General features: G+C 65.0%; 19 protein-coding genes. 11 read left to right on the top strand and 8 right to left on the bottom strand.

Annotated features, from left to right (window positions below; genetic code table 11):
- Positions 1–70: 70 nt before the first annotated feature.
- Genes pgaA through pgaD form a run of 4 tightly spaced genes read left to right on the top strand, consistent with a single transcriptional unit; the run spans position 71 to position 6,325 of the window.
- Entirely contained in the window at positions 71–2,446 is a 2,376-nt protein-coding gene (gene pgaA / locus AC27VE_RS10520; RefSeq protein ID WP_488703801.1) for a poly-beta-1,6 N-acetyl-D-glucosamine export porin PgaA, read from the top strand.
- 12 nt (positions 2,447–2,458) lie between these two features.
- Positions 2,459–4,573, top strand: a complete 2,115-nt coding sequence (pgaB, locus tag AC27VE_RS10515; RefSeq protein ID WP_488703800.1) for a poly-beta-1,6-N-acetyl-D-glucosamine N-deacetylase PgaB — start codon at positions 2,459–2,461, stop codon at positions 4,571–4,573.
- Positions 4,570–5,838: a poly-beta-1,6-N-acetyl-D-glucosamine synthase gene (gene pgaC, locus AC27VE_RS10510; RefSeq protein WP_427956834.1), complete on the top strand. Its 1,269-nt coding sequence runs from the start codon at positions 4,570–4,572 to the stop codon at positions 5,836–5,838. Before pgaB ends, pgaC begins: the two co-directional genes overlap by 4 nt.
- A complete protein-coding gene (gene pgaD / locus AC27VE_RS10505; protein WP_006225255.1) occupies positions 5,831–6,325 on the top strand; it encodes a poly-beta-1,6-N-acetyl-D-glucosamine biosynthesis protein PgaD in 495 nt (164 codons plus the stop codon). Before pgaC ends, pgaD begins: the two co-directional genes overlap by 8 nt.
- A gap of 56 nt (positions 6,326–6,381) precedes the next feature.
- On the opposite strand, the gene AC27VE_RS10500 is transcribed toward pgaD, so the two are convergent.
- Positions 6,382–8,502: a 5'-nucleotidase C-terminal domain-containing protein gene (locus tag AC27VE_RS10500; RefSeq protein WP_488703799.1), complete on the bottom strand. Its 2,121-nt coding sequence runs from the start codon at positions 8,500–8,502 to the stop codon at positions 6,382–6,384.
- 257 nt (positions 8,503–8,759) lie between these two features.
- Between AC27VE_RS10500 and AC27VE_RS10495 the strand changes: the two genes are divergently transcribed.
- Positions 8,760–10,862, top strand: coding sequence for a TonB-dependent receptor (locus tag AC27VE_RS10495; protein ID WP_488703798.1), 2,103 nt, complete (start codon positions 8,760–8,762; stop codon positions 10,860–10,862).
- Between the two features lie 3 nt (positions 10,863–10,865).
- On the opposite strand, the gene thiM is transcribed toward AC27VE_RS10495, so the two are convergent.
- The 7 genes from thiM to AC27VE_RS10460 form a co-directional block, all read right to left on the bottom strand.
- Positions 10,866–11,687 (bottom strand): hydroxyethylthiazole kinase, encoded by an 822-nt coding sequence (thiM, locus tag AC27VE_RS10490; RefSeq protein ID WP_488703797.1) that lies wholly within the window; start codon positions 11,685–11,687, stop codon positions 10,866–10,868.
- A 127-nt stretch (positions 11,688–11,814) separates the two neighbouring features.
- Complete coding sequence (locus AC27VE_RS10485) at positions 11,815–13,173, bottom strand: LLM class flavin-dependent oxidoreductase (protein WP_488703796.1); 1,359 nt, start codon at positions 13,171–13,173, stop codon at positions 11,815–11,817.
- Between the two features lie 30 nt (positions 13,174–13,203).
- Entirely contained in the window at positions 13,204–14,073 is an 870-nt protein-coding gene (locus AC27VE_RS10480; RefSeq protein WP_488703795.1) for an ABC transporter ATP-binding protein, read from the bottom strand.
- 16 nt (positions 14,074–14,089) lie between these two features.
- A complete protein-coding gene (locus tag AC27VE_RS10475) occupies positions 14,090–14,908 on the bottom strand; it encodes an ABC transporter permease (RefSeq protein WP_488703794.1) in 819 nt (272 codons plus the stop codon).
- Positions 14,905–15,804, bottom strand: a complete 900-nt coding sequence (locus AC27VE_RS10470; protein ID WP_488703793.1) for an ABC transporter permease — start codon at positions 15,802–15,804, stop codon at positions 14,905–14,907. The genes AC27VE_RS10475 and AC27VE_RS10470 overlap by 4 nt, the downstream gene beginning before the upstream one ends.
- Positions 15,805–15,814: 10 nt before the next feature.
- Positions 15,815–16,921 carry an ABC transporter substrate-binding protein gene (locus AC27VE_RS10465; protein WP_488703792.1) on the bottom strand — a complete coding sequence of 369 codons (1,107 nt, stop codon included), beginning with the start codon at positions 16,919–16,921 and terminating at the stop codon, positions 15,815–15,817.
- A 113-nt stretch (positions 16,922–17,034) separates the two neighbouring features.
- Positions 17,035–18,546, bottom strand: a complete 1,512-nt coding sequence (locus AC27VE_RS10460) for an amidohydrolase family protein (RefSeq protein ID WP_454677268.1) — start codon at positions 18,544–18,546, stop codon at positions 17,035–17,037.
- Positions 18,547–18,878: 332 nt separating this feature from the next.
- Here AC27VE_RS10460 and AC27VE_RS10455 point away from each other — a divergent pair, with 332 nt between their 5' ends.
- Genes AC27VE_RS10455 through AC27VE_RS10430 form a run of 6 tightly spaced genes read left to right on the top strand, consistent with a single transcriptional unit; the run spans position 18,879 to position 25,039 of the window.
- A complete protein-coding gene (locus AC27VE_RS10455; RefSeq protein WP_488703820.1) occupies positions 18,879–20,063 on the top strand; it encodes an alpha/beta fold hydrolase in 1,185 nt (394 codons plus the stop codon).
- 57 nt (positions 20,064–20,120) lie between these two features.
- The gene (locus AC27VE_RS10450) at positions 20,121–21,824 is read left to right on the top strand and encodes an AMP-binding protein (RefSeq protein ID WP_280028229.1); all 1,704 of its coding nucleotides are present in this window, start codon (positions 20,121–20,123) and stop codon (positions 21,822–21,824) included.
- On the top strand, positions 21,821–22,675 hold the full coding sequence (locus tag AC27VE_RS10445) for a VOC family protein (protein ID WP_488703791.1): 855 nt from the start codon (positions 21,821–21,823) through the stop codon (positions 22,673–22,675). The genes AC27VE_RS10450 and AC27VE_RS10445 overlap by 4 nt, the downstream gene beginning before the upstream one ends.
- Positions 22,672–23,829: an FAD-dependent monooxygenase gene (locus tag AC27VE_RS10440; RefSeq protein ID WP_280028226.1), complete on the top strand. Its 1,158-nt coding sequence runs from the start codon at positions 22,672–22,674 to the stop codon at positions 23,827–23,829. The genes AC27VE_RS10445 and AC27VE_RS10440 overlap by 4 nt, the downstream gene beginning before the upstream one ends.
- Positions 23,826–24,290, top strand: a complete 465-nt coding sequence (locus tag AC27VE_RS10435; protein WP_488703790.1) for an acyl-CoA thioesterase — start codon at positions 23,826–23,828, stop codon at positions 24,288–24,290. The genes AC27VE_RS10440 and AC27VE_RS10435 overlap by 4 nt, the downstream gene beginning before the upstream one ends.
- Entirely contained in the window at positions 24,287–25,039 is a 753-nt protein-coding gene (locus AC27VE_RS10430; RefSeq protein ID WP_280028222.1) for a maleate cis-trans isomerase family protein, read from the top strand. The genes AC27VE_RS10435 and AC27VE_RS10430 overlap by 4 nt, the downstream gene beginning before the upstream one ends.
- The last annotated feature ends 106 nt before the right edge of the window (positions 25,040–25,145 follow it).

Here is a 25,145-nt window from a genome sequence, read left to right as displayed (position 1 = left end):
GTTGGTGATGGGCGGCGTGGCGCCCGCCGCGGCACAACAGCCATATTCGCCTGCCTTGCACGACTTTCTGGTGCGCCAGACGGCTGTGGATCACCCCGAGGATGTGGCGCGCATTCTTCGGGCGTGGCTGACCGGTAACGACGGCACCGCACCGCCAGCCGATGCGCGCTCGCGCGTGTTGGCGGACGCGGTGGCCTTGCTGGCGCGTGCCGGACAAGACCGCCAAGCGCTGGCGCTGGCCCAAGCCCAGGGCGTTGACGGTCTGCCGGCCTACACGCTGGATGTGTTGTTTGTGTCGGCGCGCCATCTGGGTGCGGTCGAAGACGAGCGGCGCGTGGTCCGTGCACTGGTGCGGCGTGCCCCGGACGAGGCATTGACCCGCCTGCGCAAGGCGCAGTACGCCTTTGATGACAATGCGCCGGCGGTAGCGCGCGCGGTTGCCGCGAGCGTGTGGGCGGACGAGACCGCGCCCCGGGAAGTCCGCTCGGCGGCGGCCGAACTGATGGGCGCCGTGCAAGAGCAGGAAGGAAATTTCCGCGGCGCCTCGCAAGCGTACGGCCATGCGCTTGAACTCATGCCCCAGTCGCGTAGCGCAAAGCGGGCCGACGTGTTTGTGATGGCGCGGCAGGGCGCCGCTCGCGCCGCGCTGGACGAAGCGCGTCCGCCCTTGTTTAGTGATGTCGAGATCCTGAGTTTGCGTCAGCAGGCCATTGGCCAGGACATCGCCTGGGGCATCAAGCAGCGCGACATCGTGGGCGGGGCCAGGCGTTACGACGCGCTTGACCAGGCGCTGGCCGCGTCCAATACGCTGCTGGCCGAACTTGGCAAGCCGACAGACGCCGCAACACGGGCTGTGCGCGATCGGGCGCGCGTCGACCGCCTGGTGGCGTTGAATGCGCGCGGCGAGGTGCAGGCGTGCGTGGACGAGTATGAATCGTTGGCGGGGCAAGGGGTGAACGTGCCGTACTACGGTTTGTCTCCTGCGGCGGATGCATACGCGAGGTTACGGCGTTCGGATCGCGCCGTGCCGCTGTACGAACGCGCCATTGAATTGGCGGGAGAGCGCCTGCCCGTGCCTAGCGACACCCACGTGGGTTTGTTCTACGCCTACATTGATACCGGGCGCTTCGCCGCGGCAGACGCGCTGTTGCAACAGCTGGAAGCGGCAACGCCGCCTACCGTGCGGCAAGCGCCGCTGCCCGATACGCCGAACGAGGATTACGCCCGCGTGCGCGATCTTCGGGGGCGCTACTACCTATATACCGATCAGCCGGCGCGCGCCGAGGCCACCTACGAGATGCTGGTGCGTGAAGCGCCGTTCAACGCCGCGTTCGCCGAAGGCCGGGCGCGGGCCGCCGCCGCGCGCGAGCATCCGCACCAGGCACTGTCCATGGCGCAGGCGGCATCCACCGATCACCCGGATGCGGTGCCCGTCAGAAGCGCGGTGGCCGAAGGTCTGGCGGCCACGGGCCAACAGCGCGATAGCCGCGCCGCGATGGCGCAATTGCATCGGGAATATCCCGAAGCGGGCTTGGTGCAGAACGCCGCGCGCGATCAGGCGGCAAGCCGCGGCGCAACGCTGAACGTCCAGTCCCAGTACGGCAAGGGCAACCATTCCAGCGCGCTATCCGATGAAGATTTCCTGATCGATGCGCGGCTGCAATCCGGCTTGATCGACGATCAGTGGCGCGTGTTCGCGCGTCAGGCTTGGAGCTACGGCGACACCAGCAACGGACGCGCGCATCGCGGCCGCACCGGCCTGGGCTTGCGCTGGGAGCGCGACGGCTGGAACCTGGAAGCCGAGGCGCACCGCGACACCGGTGGCCCGCGCAACGGCGGCTTCGCCGTGGGCGGCAGCTATCGCCTGGGCGACCACGTTGAACTGAGCGCGTCATACGACAGCAACGCGCTGGACGTTCCGTGGCGCGCCTACGACGCCGGGATTGCGGGCCGTCAGGCGCAAGTGTCCGCTGCGTATCTGGTTAACGAATCGCGCCGCTTTGATCTCAGCTATCAGCGTATGCAGTTCACGGACGGCAATGTGAATCAAGGTGGCGCATTGTCGTGGACCGAGCGCTGGTTCAGTGGCCCCTCGCAACAATTCCAGACCACGCTGCGCACGGACGTGTCCCGCAATCGCAACACCGATGTGCCGTACTACAGCCCGGAGTCGGATGGTTCGGTGGAGCTTGAGGCGCGCTACCAGCTGCTGACCTGGAAGCGCGACGACAGGACGATGGTGCAGCGCTTTTACGTGAGCGCAGGGTCGTATCGGCAACACGGCTACGGGTCGCAAGCAATGGCCGGTCTGCGTTACGAACACGAATGGACGGTTCGGCCGGGCTGGTCGCTGACGTACGGCATCGGCACGGCTTGGCACCCGTATGACGGCCAGCGCGAGCGGCGCACGGTCGGCTATCTGAATGTGGCCATTCCCTTTTACTGAACGGAGCAAGCGATGGTGACAAGGTTGCGCCTGCGAAGCGGCGTGCTGGGGTGGGGCTTGGGCTTGTGGTTGTGCCTGTGGCTTGTGGCCGCGCCCGCTGCTGCCCAGACGCTCATGGCCGCCGACCCAGACGACGGCCAGACATTTCGCGTGCTGACGTTTCATGACGTGCGCAAGAACGTGCGAGCCAGCTTCGAGACCTCGCCGGACGCCACGGCCGTGGATGAAAGCACCTTGCTGGCGGCGTTCACGTGGCTGCGCAGCGCGGGTTATCACCCTGTCAGCTTGTCGCAGATCGTGGCGGCGCGGGCGGGTGGGGCGCCGCTGCCGCCCCAGCCTGTGCTGCTGACGTTCGATGACGGTTACCAAAGCGCCTATACCGTCGTCTATCCGCTACTCAAGCGCTTCGGATATCCCGCCGTGATGGGCGTGGTGAGCGCGTGGGTCGACGGGCCACAGGGGGCGGGCGGTGAGGGCGCGCGCGCATGGGCGCCAGCGCCAAACGCCAGTTTCCTGACCTGGGACCAGGCACGTGAAATGGCTCAGTCCGGTCTGGTGGAACTGGCCGGCCATACGCATGCCATGCACCGCGGCATTCAGGCGAATCCCCAGGGCAATCTATTGCCCGCGGCCACCGTGCATCGATACGACCCCGCCACGCAGTCGTATGAGTCGGACGCTGCTTACCGGGCGCGGCTGGCCGAAGACTTGCAGCGTAACAAGGCCGACATCGAACGCCACACGGGCGTGCCGGTGCGGGCCGTGGTGTGGCCGTATGGCGCATACAACGAGGCGGCCATCGCGGCCGCCGACGCCGCGGGCATGCCCATCGCCTTGACGCTGGATGATGGCCCCAACACGGCGGACGTGCCGCTGAACCGCATGCGACGCGGCTTGATCGGCTACCAGGACGAAGGCCCACAACTGCTGCGTGAACTGCGCTCGCCTGCGGCCGCCGGCGCCAGCCGCGCGGAACCCAACCGCATGATGCATGTGGACCTGGACTACGTGTATGACCCCGACCCCGTGCAGCAGGAGCGCAACCTGTCGCGCTTGCTGGACCGGGTGCAACGTGTGCAGCCCAGCAGCGTGTTCCTACAGGCGTTCGCGGATCCGGACGGCGATGGCGTGGCGGACGCCTTGTATTTCCCGAACCGGCGCATGCCGATGCGGGCCGACCTGTTCAGCCGCGTGGCCTGGCAGTTGCGCACGCGCGCGCACGTGCAGGTTTACGCATGGATGCCGGTGTCGTCTTTCGTGCTGCCGGACTCGGACCCGGCCGCGCATCGCGTGGTGCAGCAGATGCCGGGTGCGCCGCCTGGCGCGGGCGACACCTACCGCCGGTTGTCGATCTTTGATCCCTTGGCGCGCCAGGCAATCTTCGACATCTACGACGATCTCGGTCGATATGCGTCGTTTGCGGGGGTGCTCTACCACGACGATGCGTTGTTCAACGATTTTGAGGACGCCAGCCCCGCAGCGCTGCAAGCCTATCGTGGCTGGGGCCTGCCGCCGGACGTGGCCGCCATCCGCGCGTCGCCCGGCTTGTCGCAACGTTGGACGCAGCTGAAAACCCAGGCGTTGATCGACTTCACGCATGAACTGTCAGACATTTTGCGCCGATGGCAGCCGGTATTGCGCACCGCGCGCAACATGTATGCGCGGCCGTTGCTCGAGCCAGCGTCGCAGGCGCGCTTTGCACAGCATTTTGAATCATTCCTGGAAGCCTATGACTACACGGCGTTGGAAGCCATGCCCTACATGGAGCAGGCCGCCGACCCCGACGCCTGGCTGCGGGAATTGGTGCACGCCGTGGCGGCGGTGCCGGGTGCGCAGGCCCGCACGCTGTTTGAATTGCAGTCGCGCGACTGGCGTACCGGCAAGCCCATACCCGATGACGTGCTGGACCGGCATTTCACGCTGCTGCGGACGGCGGGCGTGCGCAACCTGGGTTACTACCCCGACGACTTCCTGAACGACCAGCCCGCGCTGGATGCCATCAAGCCGCATCTGTCCGTGCAGCAGGAGCTGCGGCGTGAGTTCTTCCGCGACCCCGCCCAGGCTCCGGCTGCGGGGAGGGTTGCGGCCCCGGCCTCGCCGTCCGCTACCAAGGGGCGCAACCCATGACCGCCATCAGTTGGGATGCCGCCTCAAGCCTGGTGCTGGCCTATGTGTTCTATTACCCGTTCTGCATGGCCTGGCTGTGGATCACCGGCGGCCTCGCGCATTACATCCAGTTTGAACGCAAGCAGCATGCGGGCATCGACCCGTTGACGCTGCTGCCCACGCAGCCCAAGGTCAGCATCCTGGTGCCTTGCTACAACGAAGAGGACAACATCGACGAGGTCATCAACGCGTTGATGGCCTTGAATTATCCGGACTACGAAGTCATCGCGGTCAACGACGGCAGCACCGATGGCACCGGGGATCGGCTGAGCACGCTGGCGTTGCGCCATCCGCTGTTGCGCGTGGTGCATCAGAATCACAATCAGGGCAAGGCGGTGGCGCTGACCACGGCGTCGATGCTGGCCCAAGGCGAATATGTGCTGGGCATCGACGGCGATTCCCTGCTGGACGCCAATGCCATCGCGTGGCTGCTGCGGCATTTCCTGCGCGATGGAAAAGTCGCCGCCATGACGGGCAATCCACGTATCCGCAGCCGCACGACGTTGCTCGGGCGTATGCAGGTGGGCGAGTTCTCGTCCATCATCGGCCTGATCAAACGGACGCAACAGCTCTACGGGCGCCTGTTCACCGTGTCGGGCGTCATCGTCATGTTCCGCCGCCAGGCGTTGGCGGATGTGGACTTCTGGAGCGCCGAGATGTTGACGGAGGACATCGACATCAGCTGGAAGCTGCAACTGGCGGGTTGGCGCATCGGCTACGAGCCGCGTGCGCTGAGCTGGATATTGACGCCCGAGACGCTGCTTGGCCTGTGGCGCCAGCGGTTGCGCTGGGCCATGGGCGGCGTGCAGACGCTGTTGAAGTATTCGCCGCAGATCGCGCGTTGGCGCATGCGACGCATGTGGCCGATCTACGCCGAATACTTCCTGAGCGTGCTGTGGGCCTATCTGATGGCGTTGGTGCTGCTGGGCGGGGTGATCGGCACCGCCATGGGCCTGCCGAACGCGTGGCGGGTGGGCTTGTTGCCGCAATGGCACGGCCTGTTGCTGGCGCTGGCCTGCATGTTGCAAATCCTGACCAGCATGCTGGTGGACCGGCGCTACGACCGCGCCTTGCTGCGCTACTACTTCTGGACCTTTTGGTACCCGGTGGGGTTCTGGTTCATCAACATGGTTACGACCGTGGTCGCCGTGCCGGCAGTGCTGCTGCGCCGGCGTGGGAAACGAGCCGTCTGGGTCAGCCCGGACCGAGGAGAAAGAGATGTCTGAAGCACCCATCATCGACAACACCGACCGGTCGTTGTCGACATGGTTACGCATTGCGGGGCCGGCGCTGGGAGCAGGACGATGGCTGTGGTTCAACCTGTTGCGGCCGATGCTGCTCGTAGCCGTATGGGCGGTCTTCCTGTTCTTTGTCTATTGGGACTTCTTCATGACGACGGCGTCCTCCACGTCCGACCGCCGCTTTTTGCTGCTGTGCGCGGCCGGGGTCATGGTGTTGCTGCTGGTGATGATGGTGACGGCAAGGCTCGTGCGCGATCGCGAAGATGCGGAAAACAGGGAACGGGACACGCCAGCCATGGCGCGTCCCGTTCGGGTGCAGGATATGGCCGCCGTAGCGCGCGTGCCCGTGCGGCAGATGACGGTGTGGCAGCGCGCGCGCAGCCTGGTCGCCATGCACGACGACCAGGGCCAGTTCCGCGACGCCGTGCTCAAACCGCTGAGCGAGCCCGTGCGGCGGCGGCCCCGGCGCTGAGGGTGCACGGAAGCGGAGCGCTTACGGTTCACCGCTAGCCGTTCACCGCTCACGACCTACTGGCTGAGGTCCACCGCGTAACGCGACAGCTGCGTCGTTGCATCCGGCGTGGCGTCATACACCGACACGTTCGTCACGCCATGCGTGGCAGCCATCGCCACCGTGCCCGGCACCGACCAGAACACCACCGGCCCGGCCAGCGCGCCCAACTGCTTGAAGCGCCAGCTGCGGTCCAGGCCGTAGGTGGCGAGATCCAGCGTGGCGTTCTTCTTGATGTAGCTGATCAGCACGTCGCGGCTGGCGTCGGGGGCTTGCAGCACGATGTCGCCCTTGCCGCCGGCCAGGCCCGGGAAGTCGCCGCCGCCGCTGGCGCGGTAGTTGTTGGTCACCACCAGGAACTGCGCAGCCGGGTTCAGCGGCGCACCCTGGTAGGTCAGCCCCGAGATGCGCGAGCCCTTGGGCTGGCTGACGTCGATCTCGTACTTCAGCGCATTGCCCGCCGCATACAGCACGTCGAAGTTGAACGTGGGAAAGCTGGTGTCGACCAGGTCTTGCGGGGCGACCTGGGCCGGATCGATCTGCTTGAACTGTTCGGCCGTCTTTTCCAGCCACTGGCGCACGGTATCGCCCGTTACCCGCACGACTTGCAGCGTGTTGGGATAGAGATAAAGGTCGGCGGCGTTGTTGATCGCCACGTTGCCCTGTTTGACGAACGTGAAGTCGCCGGGACCGTTACGGCCTCCCTTGAACGGGGCGGCGGCCGACAGGATGGGCAGGTTGCCGTACGACGGGCTGTTCTTGGCGATGTAGTCCGTCAGGTAGTCGATCTGCGCCATGTTCACGATCTGCAGGGCTGACACGTCGCCCGTCAGCGCGTAGTAGGTTGCCATGTCGAACTGGCTCTGTCCGATCGGCGTTTTCACGTAGGCGATGGTGGCCGTGTGCTCGGCTTGCACCAGTTGCTGCACGGCGGTGTCCGAGGCCACGTACGTTGCCGGCGTGGCACCGTTTTGCGCGGTCAGGCGCGTCGAGATGCGCTGCACGCTGGTCGCATCTTTCTGTACTTTCCAGCCCTTGTCATAGGCGAGCTTCAGCGTGATCTGGCCCAGGTTGTTGCCCCATTGACCGGCTTGCACCGCCGGCACGCCATTGATCAGGCCTTTCTCCAGATCGATGCCGGGCTGGCCGCGGAATTGGGACGTGGCGCTGGTATCGGGGAACAGCAAGTGCTGGTGGCCGGTGATCAGCGCGTCGATGCCCGGCACCTGGCTCAGATAACCCGCGCCGTTCTCCATTGACGGGCTATACGCCGTCTTCATGTCGATGCCGCCGTGCGCCAGCGCCACGATCAGGTCCGCGCCGGCGGCCTTCATCTCGGGTACGAAGCGCTGCGCCGTTTCCTTCCAGCCGGTGACCTCAACGTGGCCTTCCAGATTGGCCTTGTCCCATTGCAGGATGGGCGGGGGCGCAAAGCCGATGACGCCCACCTTCAACGGCACGTCGATCGTCTTGCCGTTGGCGTCCGTGGCCTTGAAGGTCTTCTCCAGCAACACCCAGGGCTTGAAGATGGGCTGCTTGCTGGCGGCCGAGACGACGTTGGCCGAAACGAAGGGAAAGCCCGGCGCCGCGCAGTCCTTGGAGCCGGCGGGATTGGTCTGCGCCGTGCCCTTGCCGATGCCGGCCAGGCCGAAATCCACGTTCGTGATTTGCGACAGGAAGGGCAAGCCATAGTTGAATTCGTGGTTGCCCATCGTGCCCGCGTCATACGCCAGCAGCTTCATCTGCTTGTAGATGGCAATCATGTCCGAGCACTGCACCGGCGATACCAGCGCCTGGTAGTCGGACAGGGCGGTGCCCTGGATGGTGTCGCCGTTGTCGAACAGCAGCGTGTTGGGGTACTGCTTGCGGGCGTTGGCGATGAGCGTGGCGGTCCGGTCCACGCCGTAGCTCTTGTCTTCGGCCAGTTTGTAGTAGTCGTAGCCCAGCACATTGGCGTGCAGATCGGTGGTGGCAAGAATGGCCAGATCCAGCGCGGCGCCTTGCGGCACGCTGGCTTGGGGCGGGGGCGTGACCGTGCCGGCGTCATCGTCGTCGTCATCGCCGCCGCAGCCGGCCAAACCGGCTGCAAGCGTCAGGCTGGCGGACACCGCAAAGAGTTTTCGTACGTATGGCTTCACCGTCTTTCCTCCGGGTTTAAGGAGATCGATTTTGGGGACAGTGTGTGACCTGGGAGTGACATGCCGTTGGGGGGTGCGGTGGGCGGGTTCGCGCACGGGTGGCACACAGAAGCTGACGCAGAACTGAATTGGACGCTTGTCTCATTTATCGTGGCCGGCGCGCAACGGAATGATAAATAAATTGCGAGTGATTCTCATTGTCAAGAGAATGGCAACTCGTTCCATTTCAAACGACTTCAGAAAGACCTGTCACGGCCATGCACGCCCCACGTTCCCTCTCCGCAGCACTGCTTGCCCTGGCGCCGTTCGCCAGCCCGGCCCCCGCACACGGCCAATCCACCACGCCGACCTTGCCCGCCGTCAGCGTCGTCGGCAGCGACGATGCGCAAAAAAGCTATAACCCGCCGGACTCCACCAGCGCGACGAAGATCGACGCCCCGCTGCGCGACATTCCGCAGACGGTGAACGTGGTGCCCGCCGAAGTCATGCGCGACCAGCACGCGAATTCGATGCAGGATGCATTGAAGAACGTGCCGGGCGTCAGCTTTTCAACCGGCGACGGCCAGCGCGACCAGGTGTCGATCCGCGGATTCACCGCCATTGCCGACCAGTTCGTGGACGGCTTCCGCGACGACGCGCTGTATTTCCGCGACCTGTCCAACGTGGAGCGCATCGACGTCATCAAGGGCCCGGCGGCGGTGCTGTATGGCCGAGGCTCGTCGGGTGGCCTCATCAACCGCATTACCAAGAAGCCGGGCGAAGACATCTCGCAGTTGGGATTGAGCTACGGTGGGTGGAATGACCGCCGGCTGGACCTGGACCTGGGGCGCGCCACGGAAAGCGGCAGCATGGCCTGGCGCCTGACCGGCGCTGTCGAAAAGGGCGACAGCTACCGCGACAAGCAATTCCTGGACCGCAAGGCCATCGCGCCGTCGGCGCAGCTGCGCCTGGGCGAGGACACGACGTTCCTGATCCAGACCGAATTCCTTGAAGACCGCCGCATCACGGACTTCGGCATTCCCGCCTATCACGGCCGGCCCGTGGATGTGGACCCGTCCACGTACTACGGCGCCGAGAATGCGCGCGACGTGGACTATTCGCAGGCGCGCGTCCAATCCTATGCCGGCACGCTGAACCATCGCTTCAATGAAAACTGGTCGCTGCGCAACGCCACGCGCTACTACCACTACACGCTGAACCGCAACAACACGCTGCCCGGCGTCGTGAACGAAGCCGCGCAAACGGTCACGCTGAACCGGTCGAACGTGCTGCGCGACGAACATGGCTGGACCAACCAGACCGAACTGATGCAGCGCGCGCAGTGGGGCTCGGTGCGCCACGACATCCTGTATGGCGTGGAAGTGGGGCAGCAGAACAAGGATCTTGTGAACTATTCGGCCAACGCCGTGGCGACCGTCAACCTGTTCAATCCCGTGCTGCCGACTTTGCCGTTGCAGATTCCCGGCAATCCGGGCACGAGCAACCTGGGCCGTTTCAATACGCTGGGCCTGTATGTGCAGGACATGGTGTCGCTGGGGGACCACTGGAAGGTGCTGGGCGGTGTGCGCCACGACCGCTTCGAGCAGAAGACGGAAGACCGTCGCAATGGCACCGACCTGGCCCGCACGGATTCCAACTGGAGTCCGCGCCTGGGGTTGGTGTTCCAACCCGATACCGTGCAGTCGTACTACGTATCGTGGAGCCAGTCGTACCAACCGTCGGGCGAAGCGTTCTCGCTGGCGGCCAACAACGCGGATCTGGCGCCCGAGAAGACCACCAACTATGAGGTCGGCGCCAAGTACGATTTCCTGGATGGCAAGCTGTCGACGACCGTGTCTGTTTTCCGCCTGGAACGTACGGATATCAAAGTGACCAACCCGGTCACCAACACGCTCGTGCCGGTCGGCACGCAACGGACTGACGGCGCGGAATGGACGCTGTCCGGCGACCTGTCCAATGGCTGGCGCGCCATGCTGGGCTACGCCTATCTGGATGCGCGCGTCACCAAGTCGGTGGCCCGCGACGCGGGGCAGGACGTGGAAGGCAAACGCGCCACCTTGACCCCGCGCCATGCCGCCAATATCTGGGTGACGAAGGACCTGGGCGAAGGCTTTGGCGCGGGCGCAGGCCTGAATCTGGTGGGGGCACGCTTCGCAAACCCCGGCAACACGGTCACGCTGCCGGGCTACGTGACGGCGGATGCCGCCGCGTGGTGGCGCAAGGGCCCGTACGCGGTGCAATTGAACGTGTACAACCTGTTCGACGCCGGGTACATCGTGTCGGCGCACGGCAGCAGCCCGAACCTGAACATGCCGGGCGCGCCGCGCAACGCCATGTTGAGCTTGCAGTATCGGATGTAGCCGTCAGCGCAAGGGCGATTCCCGGGTGAGGCTGTCGGTTTCCAACGCCGCCAGCCCGTCCAGGAAGCGCCAGGCGAAGGAACCCGGGCCCTCGGCCAAGACTTCCGCGCGTTGGCCGGCGATGCCGAAGCACGACAGCGCAGCGACGGCGGCGGTATAGGGGTCGCCCTTGGAGACGGCCGCGAAGGCGCCGACCAGCGCGGTCAGGGCGCAGCCCGTGGCGGTGACGCGTGGCATCAGCGCGGACCCGCCTGTGATGCGCACGGCGCGCTGGCCGTCGGTGACATAGTCGGTTTCGCCCGTAACGGCCACGACCGTTTGGTGCGCGGCGGCGATGGCCCGTGCGGATTGCTCGGCCTGCGCCACGGCGTCGCGCGCATCCACGCCTTTGCCCGTGCTTTGGCCGCCGGCCAACGCGATGATCTCCGAGGCGTTGCCGCGGATGATGGCAGGGCGCAAGGCCAAGAGGTGCCGTACGGCGTCGCGGCGGAAGGCGGTGGCGTGGTGGGCCACCGGATCCAGCACCCAGGGGATGCCTGCCTGGCGGGCGGCGTCCGCGGTCAGCAGCATGCTTTCCAGCCAGGGCACCGACAGCGTGCCGATATTGATGACCACCGCGCCGGCGATCTGCGCGAACTCCGGCGCTTCGTCCGTGGCGTGCACCATGGCGGGCGACGCGCCCATCGCCAGCAGCACGTTGGCCGCGAAGTTCATGGAGACGAAATTGGTCAGGCACTGCACCAGCGGGGCATCGCGGCGGACGGCCGCGTACAGGTCTTGCGACGCCCGGGCCAGGGCGGCGTTGTCAGAGAGGGAATCAGCCATACGCAAAGGGGATCAGGGGGATCTGCGTATGGTCTGGCTGGCGGCCGCCCTTGTCAAGCCGGGTGCGGAGCCCTTTGCGGGGGCCGCCCTTTGCGGGGGCCGCCGTCTGCGGGGGGCCGCCGCCCCTCTACGCCGCCCGCGGTTGCTCGCGCGCCAGGGTGTGGCGGTTGGGCGGCCGTTGCAGGCCCAGGTGTTCGCGCAGTGTGGTGCCCTGGTATTCGGTGCGGAACAGGCCGCGGCGGCGCAGTTCCGGCAACACGTGTTCGATGAAATCGTCCAGGCCACCGGGCAGCCAGGGCGACATGATGTTGAAGCCGTCGGCGCCGCCTTCCTCGAACCATTGCTGCAACTGGTCAGCAATGCTTTGCGGCGTGCCGACGACCTGCTGGTGGCCGCGTGCGCCGGCGATGCGCAGGTAGAGGTCCCGGATGGTCAGGTTTTCGCGCTGCGCCAGGTCTATCAGCAACTGCTGGCGGCTTTTGCCGCCGTTCGTCTCGGGCAGCGACGGCAGCGGTCCATCCACCGGGTAGGAAGACAGGTCAATGCCCCCGATCATGTTCGACAGCAACGACACGCCCACGACAGGATGGATCAGATCCTGGAGCGTCTGGAATTTCTCTTCGGCTTCTTCTTGCGTGCGCCCGACGATGGGGAAGATGCCCGGCATGATCTTGATGCCGTCGGGGTCTCGGCCGTGTTGCGCCGCGCGATGCCGGATGTCGCCGTAGAACTCGCGCGCCTGGTCGAACGTTTGATGCGCCACGAAGATGACTTCGGCCGTGCGCGCCGCCAGGTCGCGGCCGGCCTCGGACGCGCCGGCCTGCACCACGACTGGCCAGCCTTGGGGGGAGCGTCCGACGTTCAAGGGGCCGCGGACGGAGAAGTGCTTGCCTGTATGGTGAAGGGCGTGGTGCTTGCTGGCATCGAAGAATTCGCCGGTGTGCTTGTCCCGGATGAACGCGTCGTCTTCCCAGGTGTCCCACAAGCCCGTCACGACGTCGTAGAACTCTTCGGCGCGCTGGTAGCGCAACGGGTGCGCCACGTGCGTGTCCAGGTTGAAGTTCTGCGCTTCGCCTTCGCCGCTGGAGGTGACGAGATTCCAGCCGGACCGGCCGCCGCTGATCAGGTCCAGCGACGCGAATTTGCGGGCCACATGGTAGGGCTCGTTGTAGGTCGTGGATACCGTGGCGATCAACCCGATGCGTTCGGTGACGGCCGCCAGCGCGGACAGGAGCGTGAGCGGTTCGAAATGCTCGGCGCGGGCCGTGCGCGAGAGCGAGGCGCTGTGCGTGTTGCGCACGCCGACCGAGTCGGCGAAGAAGACCGCGTCGAATTTGGCGGCCTCGGCTTTGCGCGCCAGGTCCACGTAGTGCCGGAAGTTCTGGCCGGCGTCGGCCGAAGCGTCGGGGTGGCGCCACGCGGCGATGTGGTGGCCGGTCTGCATCAGAAAGGCGCCCAGCTTGATTTGGCGGGAAGGAGTGCTCATCGGGTTTCCAGGTCAATGCGGGAAAGGGGGCTACCAGGCCATGCGCAGGCGGTCCAGGGCAGGCAGTGTGCCTACCGTGGCCGTCAGGGCGCCCGGAGGCGGCAGGCGCTCGTTGTCGGCAATGCGGCCGTCGGGGTCGAGGAAGTCTCCGAGCACGTCGTCGCGCAGCCGGATGAAACGCAAGTCGCTGCGGTTGCGCGGATGCGGCAGGTCGACGTCGACGATGCGGCGGATGCGTCCGGGGCGTGGCTGCATCACCACGACGCGGTCGCCCAGGAACACGGCCTCTTCCACGTCGTGGGTGACGAGGATCATCGTGATCTGCTCTTTTTCCCAGATGCGCTGCAGTTCGTTCTGCAACCGCGAACGCGTCAGCGCGTCCAGGGCGCCCAGCGGTTCATCCAGCAGCAGCACGCGCGGCCGGTTCACCAGGCCGCGCGCGATGGCCACGCGCTGGGCCATGCCGCCCGAGATCTGGTGCGGGAAGGACTTCTCGAAGCCCTGCAGCCCCACCAACGCGATATGCTCGGCCACCAGCTCTTTTTTCTCGGCCTTGGTCAGTGCCGCATTGCGCAGGCCCGCCGCGATGTTGCGTTCTACATTGAGCCAGGGGAACAGCCGATGGTCCTGGAACACGATGCCGCGGTCCAGCCCGGCGCCTTGCACGGGCTTGCCGTCCAGCAGGATCTGGCCGGTGTAGTCATCGTCCAGGCCCAGGATCAGGCGCAGCAGGGTGGATTTGCCGCAGCCGCTGGCGCCCACGATGCTGACGAAGCGGCCCGCGGGCACGTCCAGGTTGATGTCCTGCAGCACCTGCAGGGCTTGTGCGCCGTCGCCGCTGCCCGCATAGCGCTTGCCCACGCCGCGGATGCTCAATTCCTTGCCGAAGGTATCCGTCATTCCATTTCTTCCGTTGTCATGCGGCGCCGAAGCGGTGCCGCGCCAGCCGGCGCTCCAACGCGCGGGCCAATGCGTTCATGGACCATCCCACCACGCCGATCACGAACATGCCGAAGATCACGAGGTCCATCTGGAAATGCTCGCTGCCTTCGATCAACGTGTTGCCGATGCCATGGCCGGCCACCAACAGGTATTCCGCCCCGATCGTGGCCAGCCAGGAATAGATCAGCGCCAGGTAGACGCCCGTGAAGATCGAGGGCGCGGCCGCCGGCAGCACCACATGCAGCAGCGTCTGCCAGCGCGAATAGCCGAATACGCGGGCCACTTCCAGCAGCGAGGCCGGCGTATTGCGGATGCCGTCGCAGGTGTTGACGACCACGGGCACCAACGCCGCCAGCGATAGGAAGGTCACTTTGGCGACGTCGCCCAGGCCGAACCACACGGAGATCAGCGGAATCCAGGCAAACAGCGATATCTGCTTGAAGGTGTTGAAGCTGGGTCCCACGATCCGGTTGAACAGCGGCAGCAGCCCCAGCAGCGCACCGAGTGCCAGGCCCAGCGTGGTGCCGATGGCAAAGCCCGTCAGCTCGCGCGCAAGGCTGGCGCTGAGCGCCCGCCACAATTGGCCCGAGGCGATCTGGTTGGCGGCGGTGTCCAGCACCTTGCCGGGAGACACCAGCAACGGCGTTGACACCCATCCCAGGTGTGCAAGCGCCCACCACGCCGCGATGGCCACGGCAGGCAGCACCAGGCCGCGCCAGCGGGCGCCCAACCAGGCGCGCCAGGCGGGGACCCGGTGCGACGCCGGGGCAAGGCCGGTCTGAGTGGTGGTCATAGGCGGGCTCCGGTATTCGATACGCCCAGGCGGGTGCCTGCCTGGTTGGCGCTGACGCGGCTTTCGGCCAGGTCCAACAGTTTGTCGATGGCGTAGCCGATGGCGCCCACGACGATGACTGCGGCCATGACCAGATCCAGCTGGAACAATTGCCGGCCATAGACGATCAGGTAACCCAACCCTTCGCTGGATGCGACCAACTCGACCACGACCAGCGACAGCCAGGCCTTGGTGAAGCCCAGGCGCAGGCCGGTGAAGAGCGTCGGCAACGCATACGGCAGCACGACTTCCAGCACCTGCTGGCGGCGCGTGTAGCCGTAGACGCGCGCCACTTCCAACAGGCTTGCCGGCGTTTGCCGGAAACCCTGCAAGGTGTTAAGCGTGACGGGCACCAGTGCCGCCTTGGCGATCAGGATGTATTTCAGCGGTTCTCCGATGCCCACCAGCAACAGCACGAAGGGCAGCCAGGCCAGCACGGGGATCTGCACCAGCGCGTTGAACGTGGGCAGCAGATAGGCCTCAAGCGGACGCCACAGCCCCATCGCGGCGCCCAGCGCCAGGCCCAGGGCGCTGCCCACCGCGAAGCCGACTAGCACCCGCTGCAGGCTGGCGTGCACGTTCAGCCAAAGGTCGCCGCTGGTGTACAGGTCTTGCAGCGTCAGCCAGACGAAGTGGGGCGACGGCAGCACTTGCTCGGATATCCAGCCCTGGGACGCGCCCAGTTGCCATAGGATGAGCAACGAGACGGGCAGCAGCCAGGGCAGCAGGCTTCCCCCTGCATGGCGCAGCAACGCGGAGGGCGCGCGGCCGGCACGTGGCCTTGCCGGTGCGGGCGAAACGTGGGCGGGTGAAACGGGGGCGGGTGAAACGGGGGCGTCCAGGGTGTTCTCTGCCATGGCGCTTTCCTTATCGCGCCGGCGCGGCGGCGGCCTGGCGCTCGCCTGCGGCCGGCTTTCCTTGCGCGTTAAAGGCGGTCCAGCGGCCGGTCAGGTTCGCCTTCTGCAGCGCGGCGTTCAGGTAGCGCGGTTCGAACCAGCCGTCCACGCTGACCGGGCGGCGGATCAGCTTCAACTTGAGCGCGTCATCGGCTACCGCTTGGTAGCGCGCCGTCAGGAATTCATCGAGCAGCGGTGAATTGCGGACGGCCAGCGTGTCGCCGTCGAATTCCGCCTGCCAGGAGGCATACGGCGTGCCGCTGCGCGCCCAGATATTGAACAAGGCGTCGCGGTTCTGCTCTTCCGAAGACCACTGCGCGGCGCGCACGAACACGTCAACCACCCGCTGCACGGCGTCGGGATTCTCTTTTTCGAAGTCCTCGCGGACCAACAACGCCGCCTGCCGCGTGAAAGACGGATCCTGGCCCTTGGTGGAGTAGATGATGCGCGCCAGGCCCTGGTCGCGCAGCTTGAAGTATTCGTAGCCGCCGAACGCCGCATCCACGCCGTTGGACACCAGCGCCGCCTGCGCGCTGCCACCGTCCAGGTTCACGCCCTTGATGTCGCGTTCGGTCAGATTCTTGGAGGCCAGCACATTGATGGCGACCAGGTGTCCGTTCGTGCCGCGGAAGATCGAGACCTTGCGGTCCTTCAAGTCCTCCAGGCCGTTGAGCGTGGAGTCCTTGGGCGTGGACACGTACAGGTTGTTGCGCACGCCGCTGCCAAGCAGGATGCGGGTCTTCAAGCCGTTGGACCGGCCCACCACCGCGGGTAGATCGCCCTGGTAGGCGAAATCAATCTGCTTGTTCGACAGGGCCTCGTTCACGGCGGGGCCGGCGCCTTTGAAGAACAGCCATTGCACCTGGGTGCCGGTGCCCTTGAAGGCTTCTTCCAGCCAGTTGTTGGCGCGGGCGACGCCGCCGGGCGAGCCACCCCACGTGATCGGATCGCCGCCGCCGGCGGTTGCCACGCCGATCCGGATCACATCGGGCGCTGCCGACGCCACGGCACCGGCGGCGCACAGGGCAACGCCCAGCAACAGTCGTGAGATCAAGCGGGCAGAGGGCAGGAGGTGCATGGTCGTTCCGTAGAAAGAGGAAAAACGGGGATGAGCGAAACCGGTCCGCGCCGGCAAACGGGCAGACCGCCGCCCGCCAGGAGCGGACAGAAGGTGAGGGATGGGTCAGGCTGTCAGGCGGCGCGCGCCTGCAGCGTCTTCTCGATGCGCGTGCCTTTGAAGAACTGCGGATGCGCCTGTGTGTAGAAGCGGTAGGGGTTGTCGAAGACCAGCGCCTTGAAATCCGCCTCGGTGATCACGCCTTGCTCGACCAGGTCCCAGCTTTCGGCCAGCGGTTCGGTCAGGTCCGGCACGTCCCAATGGCCCACATCAGACGACCAGATCGCATTGAGCTTCACGTTCAGCGGATTCACGCGTTCATTGAAGGCGGCGCCGACAGTTCTGTCATCGGCTTCGGAACCGAAGTAGAAGCTGTCGACCCAACGCGTGCGGATGTCCTCGATGCTTTCGATGCCGGCGGCCGCGAAATCGTCAAGCTCGTCGCCCTGCGGATCGCGGCTGTGGGGCAGGGCAGAGACGCCAAGGCTGTCCTCCAGCAAGGTGGACTTGTCCACGCTGCGTCCTTGGAGCAGGTCTGCGCCGTAGCGTTCGAACAGGTCCGCCAGCAGGTCGATATCTGCATTCGCGGGGTTGTAATGCTGGACCGCGTTGCGGTTGCGCTTTTCCCAGCGGTCAACCAGGTGTGCGTATACATGCGCGCCCCAGTCGGCGCCACCTTCCAGCAGCGCCACGCGCAGGCCCGGAAAGCGGCGGGTGACGCCGCCGAAGAACAGGGCCTTCGCAAAGGCCTGCGAGCCGTCGGCGAAGTGGCCGATGTGGTTGAACATGTAGTTGCTGATGGAGTGCCGCCCCGTCCAGCCCTGGCTGCCGTAGTGCGTGGCCAGCGGCACGCCAAGCTCTACCGCCTTGGCCCAGAACGGATCGTAGTCGTACTCGCTATCCAGGCCGAAGAAATCCACGTACGACGCATGGCGCGCGATATCCGGGTATTGCGCGGGCGGGTATTTGTCGGCGATGGCCTTGATTGGCCGGCGTACGCCGCCCGGTATGTTCGCGACCTTCAAGCCCAGCGTATTGACCGCGAATTCCAGTTCCTCGATGGCTTCCTGCGGGTTGTACATGGGAATGCCGGCCACCGGCGTCAGGCGGTCGCTGTACTTGCGGTACTGATCCGCATGGAAGTGATTGATCGCGCGGTGCAGTGGCTGGCGGAATTCATTGCCGGCGCCCAGCGGGGCCAGCACATCGTTCGGAAACAGGATGGAATAGTCCGAGCCTTGCTCTTCCAGCCGCTCGTACAGCAGTTCGGGCAAGGTGACGGTGGCCAGATCCAGGGTGTTGCGCGTGACGCGCGCCCACCACGGGGCGCGCAGCGTGCGGTGGTATTGCCTTTCGTCGGGTGTCTGCTGGTACCAGTCCTTGCCCTCGGATTTCGTGGCGAAGCGCGAGCCCTGAGTCTTGCGCAGGATGTCCACCAGCTTGGCCCCGCCGTAATGCTGGATGTAGTCCTCCAGAACGGGCGCGTAATCGTTGACGTGTACGTCGGTATCGATCACCGGGTAGTCCAGCTTCGCCTTGACGGCGGTGGAACGGGACGCCTGGGTACGGTGCAGCCGGTCATTCATGGAGGTCTCCGAAAATGAAGCGAAGGCGGCGCCTTGCGCGTTGCGGCAAGGTCGGCACGGACACATCACAGTACGGGAGGGAAGGGCGCAGCCAAACGATGAATTCGAAATGTCGTTCTGAGTGATGTACTTATGGCAGGAGGCTTCGTCGTGCGCGGGGCGAGGCTGCCGCCCCGGTCACGCCATGGGCATTAACGATTTAATTGACACCCGGGCAAATAAACAATAAATTAATTGCCATGGTGTTAATTAATTGAGGGTTGCACATGGCAGATATCGAGAACGCCGCAGTGACGGCAGGCATGCGCGGAGCGTCTTGGGACGCCGAACTGATGCAGCGGCCGTATAAAGTGGTTCCGTACGCCTTGGGCACCGCGGATGGCCAGCGCACGCTGGGTTTCTTGTTCACGGCCACGGGTAAAGAGCGCACCGTCGTTTCGCTGATGCATCCGCGCGAAATGTCGGTGACGCATTACATGGTCCCTGCTGTCTTGGACGCGGGTTGCGCGTGCTGGGTGCAGGGCCCGCGCTCGATTGGCAATGACCTTCGCCTGGAGCATGAGATCGCCTTGTTTGACGTCGCTGCCGGCATGCAGCACCTGCGCAAACTCGGGTATGAGCGCATTGCCCTTCTTGGGAACTCGGGCGGGGCGGGCCTGTATTCGCTATACAACCAGCAATCCCAGGTCGATGCGGCGCAGCGCATCGCCAAGACCCCGGCGGGCCGGCCCACCGGGTTGGCTGAATTAGACATGCCGCAAGTGGACGGGCTGGTGCTGCTGTCGCCGCACCCGGGGCAGGGCAAGCTGCTGATGTCAGGCCTGGACCCCTCGGTACTGGATGAGAACGATCCGATGCAGAGCGACCCGGAGCTCGACCCTTTCTTGCCGGCCAACGGGTTTGACCCGCAAGCGGGGCGGGCGCACTACGAGCCCGCTTTTCTCAACCGATATCGCGCGGCGCAGGTGGAGCGCGTCAAACGCATCGACCAACGCGCGCGCACGCTGCTGGCCGACAAGCAGTCGGCCCGCGCAAGGGTCAAAGCGGGATCGCAACAGGCGCCGGATCGGGTGCAAGCGGCGTTTTCGCCGATTTTCCATGTCTGGCGTACCGATGCGGATCCCCGGGCTTGGGACACTTCTTTGGATCCTTCGGATCGAAAGATCGGATCTCTGTGGGGCAAGGATCCGTTCGTGTCGAATTGGGGCAGCGTCGGTTTCGCACGCGTCGTCACCCCGGAATCGTGGCTGTCGACGTGGTCTGGCCTGTCGTCCAATGCGTCGCTGGAACGGACCTTGGCTGCTGCGGTTCAACCCGCGCTGTTGATCGAATACACCGGTGACCAATGCACGTTTCCCGCCGACATCGCGGCAATCCATGCGCAGATCGGTTCCGCTGACAAAACCCACGTTCGGGTTCGTGGCAATCATCACGGTATGGCGCTGGGCAAGGACGAACCTGCGGGCAGGGTCGTGGCGGCCCGGCATCTGGTGGAGTGGCTGCGTGCGCGCTTTTGAAGCGGTTCGCGGATAAAGGGATAGGAGACACGCCTGTCTGGGGCGTAAGAGGAAATTATGTCGAGTTCGGAAAATATCCTGCCGGCGCAGCGGTTGGTCGGGGTGCGCTACCCCGACGCGGCCCGGCTGACTGCGTATCTGCAGCAGGGCGTGCTGACCCAGGAAACGCTGGCGGACGGGTTGCGCCAAGCCTTCGCCGACCATGCGGATCGCCTCGCCCTGGTGGGGCCGGACGCGGAATACACGTACCGCGAACTGGATGAGCGCAGCGATCGCCTGGCTGCGGCGCTGCTGGATCTGGGGCTGCAACCGCTGGACCGCGCGATCTTCCAGTGCGGCAACAGCCATGAGCTGCTGGTCATGTTTTGCGCTTGCCTGAAGGCGGGCATCATTCCGGTCTGCTCGTTGCAGGCGTTCCGCAAGCTGGAGATCGAGTATCTGGGGAATCTGGCAGAGGCGCGCCTGCACCTCGTGCAAGGCGATGACCCCAAGTTCGACGACGTGGCGTTTGCCGAGCAGATGCAGCAACACGTGCCGTCGCTGGCGTTCGTGGTGCAAGCGCGGGGCAGCGCCCGCGGGTCAGCCGCGACCATCGACCAGCTTATTGCGTCGATGCCGCTGGCGGCCGCGCGCACCCGGCTTGCGGGGATTGCGCATCATCCGTTCCAGGTCGCCGTGTTCCAGCTGTCGGGCGGCACGACCGGCGTACCCAAGATCATCCCGCGCTTTCAGGCCGAGTATCTCTACAACATGCGCGCCGTCGCCGCTTGGAACCAGTACACGCCAGATGATGTGCTGTTCTTTCCCACGCCATACATGCACAACCTGAACATGGGCTGCTTTTTCGGCCCGTTCCTGCTCAGCGGCGCAAAGGTCACCGTCTGCCGCAGCCTGGACGATGCCACCTTGCAAGGCCTGGTGAGCAAGTACCGGCCCACGTGGTTCGGCGTGGCGGGTCCGATTCTTACGCGCATACTGCCCGAACTGCAGCGTGCCAGCCCAGACGAGAAAGCGCGTCGTCGATTCGTCACCCCGCGCAATGCCGCAGGGATGCGCCGCACCACCGGTTCGCCGGTCTTCCACATCTTCGGCATGACCGAAGGCGTGATCATGTTCGCAAGAGACGGCGATTGCGCCGACGTGCTGGAGCATTCGGTGGGCAGGCCGGTTTCCGCGCACGATGAGGTCAGGATCGTGCAGATCGGCACGGACGTGCCGGTAGCGGAAGGCGAGGTCGGCGAGGCGCTGTTCAAGGGACCTTACACGATCAGCGGCTATTACAAGTCCGAAGCCGAAGACGTGCATCGCTTCACGCCGGATGGTTTCTATCGGTCGGGCGATCTGATGCGGCGGCAGGTCTTCGGGGATGCCGCCTACTACTTCTTCTGCGGAAGGATCAAGGACGTCGTAGACCGAGGCGGCGAGAAGATCAACGCCGAGGAAGTGGAGAACGTGCTGAACGGGCATCCGGAAATCTTGACTTCTGCCGTGGTGGCGATGCCCGACCCGGTTTACGGGGAGCGCGTCTGTGCCTTCGTGATTGCCCGGAGCGCCGGATCGCCATTGACGCTGCCCCTGGTCTGCCGCCATCTGCAAGAGGCCGGGTTGGCGAAGTTCAAATGGCCCGAGCGGCTTGAAGTCGTGGATGAGTTCCCGCTATCGGCCTCCGGAAAACTCAGCAAGAAGGCTTTGCGAAGTCAGATCGCCGCCCTGTTGCAGGCCGAGAGCGGCCACACCACGAATGGAGTCGATTCCCAATGAACACGTCCTTATCCCCTTTTTCGGCCGCGCCTTCCGTGCGTTTGCATGGGGTACACCACACCGCCAGGCCGACATGGAAGCTCTCGGAAACAGTGCGCTTTTATCGCGACCTGCTGGGCTTGCCGCTTGTGCACGCAATTTCCGCGAAAGGCTGGGGGCCGGAGAATCATCCGGACTTCCTGCATTTTTTCTTCGACAGCGGCGATGGCAGCACGATTGCGTTCTTCTATTACATCGGGACGCAGCGGCCGCAACACCTGGTTCCAACTGACCATTATCAGGATCGCGCGACGCATACGGCGTGGCGGGTGGAAAGTGAAGAAGAGCTGCTGCAATGGCGTGCTCGGGTGGAGGCGGTCGGCATTGCGCTGCGCTATCAGATTCGTCACGAGGTGATCGAATCCATCTATTTCAACGACCCCAACGGGTATCCGATTGAAATCACATGGCAGGTGCGTCCGTTCAGCGGCGAAGATGCGGCCGACGCCCAGAACACCCTGGAGGCCGCGATGCGGCTGGAGGAAGAGGGATTCACCGCCATTGAGCCCGTCTGGCAGGCGAAGGGCGCGGCACTCGGTGGAAGCCCCACGGGAAACGCCGCCGTCTACGTGCTGGATGTCCTGGAGTTCAAACCGCTGCTCGAGATTGCCGCGGCCACGCCTGGCTACGCCGTGCAGCCTGCCGGCAACGGTTACGTCCGCATCGAGGGTTCGCCGGCGTTGACCTTCCAACGCAAAGCGCTGGGATTCAAGCCCGCCGTTTGGTACGGCGCGCTGACAGGCGGGCTGGCGGGCCGCATCGAGCGTTTCGATATGGATTCCTTGGTGATCGCTCCGCTGGAGCACGTATGAAAGCTGCCATCATTGGAGGAGGGCCTTCAGGCCTGTTCCTCTCGATCTTGTTGAAGCAGTCTCAGCCCGAGGCCAGCATTACGGTGTACGAGCAGAATCCCGCGGACGCCACCTTCGGCTTCGGCGTGGTCATGGCCGATACCGGGCTTGCCCACTTGCGAAACGCCGAGCCGCAGGTGTTCGACGCGCTGGTGGCGGCGATGCGCTTTAGCGACCGGCAGGTGATTGTGTCCCGCGATACACCGGTCACGATCAAGCGCCCCGGCAGTGGCGGCGCCATCCCGCGCATCAAGCTGCTGCAGATCCTGAGCGGTCGCGCCCGGAGCCTGGGTGTTGATATCCGGTACGAAGAGCGTATCGAGGACTTCGGCGCGTTGGACGCGGACGTTGTCGTCGGTGCAGACGGCATCCATTCCCGGGTGCGCGACAGTGAGGCCGATGCGTTCGACGTTGAGCGCGCCAGTCTCTCCAACCATTTCGCCTGGTTTGGCGTCGAGAAGGCCTTTTCGTCCCCTAGTCTGGTGTTCCGCAAGCAGGACGCCGGCTACTTCGTTGCGCATTACTACCCGTACTCCGAATCGATGAGCACCTTCGTGGCCGAGTGCGATCACCACACCTGGCAGTCGTTGGGCATGGAGGCGATGAGCGCCGAAGCGCGGCGAACCGTATTCGAGCGCGTCTTCGCGCCGGAACTGCAGGGCTGCCGGCTGGTCTCCAACCATTCCAATTGGCGCCAGTTCCCAGTCATCCGTGCTCGTAACTGGCATGTAGGCAACCGGGTGCTGATCGGCGATGCGCTGAGTAGCGCGCACTTCTCCATCGGTTCGGGCACGCGCATTGCCATGGAGGATGCCATCGCGCTGGCCAAGGCGCTGGACGGGTCGCCCGACGATATCCCGCGCGCCCTGCAGGCGTATGTCGCCGAGCGGCAACCGCAAAAGCAGAAGCTGATCGGGGCCTCCGAAGCCTCGTTCAACTGGTACGAGAATATTCGGGAATGGATGGACGCGTATGAGCCCCAGGAATTCGTGCTGCGGTTCATGACGCGCACCGGGCGAGTCGACATCGAACGGCTGCGTGAACAGTACCCCGCGCTGGTCATGGGTTTCGAGGCTGCGGGTCTGGTTGCCGCGCCCTCCGGAGCGCGCTCATGAATGCCACGGAAATGGTCTTGACCACGGCGCCGTTCGTCGTCCGCCGGGAAGTCCGGTGGGGCGATTGCGATCCCGCCGGCGTTGTCTATACCGGACGCTTTCCCGACTACGTGCTGGGCGCGGTCGCGCTTTACACCGGGCATCTGGGTGAAGGGTGCCGATTGGGTGACGCCCACGACGTTGGCACGCCGTGCCGGGCTATGTCGTTCGACTTCGTCGGCACACTGTGGCCGGGAGACTTGATCTTCATCGAGTGCCGCCTGGGCGCCCTGCGTACCCGATCATTCGACATTGAACTGGAGGCCCGCCGACCCGACGGATCCGCCGTTTTTTCGGCGGTTTTTTCACCTATCTGCGTGCGTCAGGACGAGCGGATCGGGACACCGGTTCCGGCGTCGCTTCGGGCCGTGCTGCTTGCCCACGGCGCATGCGAAATTCACACCCATGAAGGCGCGGCATGACCTACAAGATCGGCCAGATCGTTCCCAGCTCGAATGTCACGATGGAACGCGAAGTCCCCGCGATTTTCGGGGCGCGCATGCAGGTTCTTCCAGAGCGGTTTTCTTTCCATGCCAGTCGGGTACGCATGCATCGCGTGGTGCCCGAGGAATTGCAGCGAATGAACCGCGACATGGGCCGCTGCGCATTGGAACTGGCGGATGCCCGCGTCGATGTCATGAGCACGGCTTGCTTGGTGGCGACGATGTGTATGGGGCTGGGCTATCACCGCCAGGCGCAGCGCGAATTGCAAGAGGCGCTGCAAGGCACGTCCCATCTTCCCGCGATCATGACGTCGGCAGGTGCGCTAGTCGATCAATTGAAGGCGTTCGGCGCCAAACGCATTTCGCTTCTGGCTCCGTATAGCGATGCCCTGACCCGGGTGGTTGTCGACTACATCGAGGCGGAAGGAATCCAAGTGAAGGACTTCCGGAACTTCAGCATCCTGGACAACCTGCAAGTGGGAGAGCGGGATCCCCTTGCGTTGCTCGAGGACGTAAAGGCGCTTGATACCGCCGGCGTGGATACCGTTGTGCTGTCGGCCTGCGTGCAAATGCCGTCGCTGGCGGCCATTGAACGTGCCCAAGCGGCTCTGGGTATCCCGGTGACATCGACCGCCATATGCACCGCCCGGCAAATGCTTGCGCAGCTGGACCTGGCGCTGGAGGCGCCAGGGGCCGGCGCGTATCTGGGAAGCCGAACGGGGCTGTAGGCCGAAGTCGAGGGCAGGGAGGGGCGCAGACGCCTGCGGGCGGGTTGGTGGCCAGTTTATTTGCCAGGGGGGCAATAAGACTTTAGGATGCCTCCAACCCTCCCAA

This window comes from Achromobacter sp. 18P8.1.1 (assembly GCF_057799415.1).
This window is presented reverse-complemented; position numbering and strand designations above follow the sequence as displayed.

Bases quoted from the DNA above. Each gene is read 5' to 3' on its own strand.
- AC27VE_RS10455 (WP_488703820.1), top strand. From the start codon at position 18,879: ATGCAGCGGCCGTATAAAGTGGTTCCGTACGCCTTGGGCACCGCGGAT.
- AC27VE_RS10430 (WP_280028222.1), top strand. From the start codon at position 24,287: ATGACCTACAAGATCGGCCAGATCGTTCCCAGCTCGAATGTCACGATG.
- AC27VE_RS10475 (WP_488703794.1), bottom strand. From the start codon at position 14,908: ATGACCACCACTCAGACCGGCCTTGCCCCGGCGTCGCACCGGGTCCCC.
- pgaC (WP_427956834.1), top strand. From the start codon at position 4,570: ATGACCGCCATCAGTTGGGATGCCGCCTCAAGCCTGGTGCTGGCCTAT.
- AC27VE_RS10440 (WP_280028226.1), top strand. From the start codon at position 22,672: ATGAAAGCTGCCATCATTGGAGGAGGGCCTTCAGGCCTGTTCCTCTCG.
- AC27VE_RS10495 (WP_488703798.1), top strand. From the start codon at position 8,760: ATGCACGCCCCACGTTCCCTCTCCGCAGCACTGCTTGCCCTGGCGCCG.
- pgaB (WP_488703800.1), top strand. From the start codon at position 2,459: ATGGTGACAAGGTTGCGCCTGCGAAGCGGCGTGCTGGGGTGGGGCTTG.
- AC27VE_RS10460 (WP_454677268.1), bottom strand. From the start codon at position 18,546: ATGAATGACCGGCTGCACCGTACCCAGGCGTCCCGTTCCACCGCCGTC.
- AC27VE_RS10485 (WP_488703796.1), bottom strand. From the start codon at position 13,173: ATGAGCACTCCTTCCCGCCAAATCAAGCTGGGCGCCTTTCTGATGCAG.
- AC27VE_RS10445 (WP_488703791.1), top strand. From the start codon at position 21,821: ATGAACACGTCCTTATCCCCTTTTTCGGCCGCGCCTTCCGTGCGTTTG.
- pgaD (WP_006225255.1), top strand. From the start codon at position 5,831: ATGTCTGAAGCACCCATCATCGACAACACCGACCGGTCGTTGTCGACA.
- AC27VE_RS10465 (WP_488703792.1), bottom strand. From the start codon at position 16,921: ATGCACCTCCTGCCCTCTGCCCGCTTGATCTCACGACTGTTGCTGGGC.
- AC27VE_RS10480 (WP_488703795.1), bottom strand. From the start codon at position 14,073: ATGACGGATACCTTCGGCAAGGAATTGAGCATCCGCGGCGTGGGCAAG.
- AC27VE_RS10435 (WP_488703790.1), top strand. From the start codon at position 23,826: ATGAATGCCACGGAAATGGTCTTGACCACGGCGCCGTTCGTCGTCCGC.
- thiM (WP_488703797.1), bottom strand. From the start codon at position 11,687: ATGGCTGATTCCCTCTCTGACAACGCCGCCCTGGCCCGGGCGTCGCAA.
- AC27VE_RS10450 (WP_280028229.1), top strand. From the start codon at position 20,121: ATGTCGAGTTCGGAAAATATCCTGCCGGCGCAGCGGTTGGTCGGGGTG.
- AC27VE_RS10470 (WP_488703793.1), bottom strand. From the start codon at position 15,804: ATGGCAGAGAACACCCTGGACGCCCCCGTTTCACCCGCCCCCGTTTCA.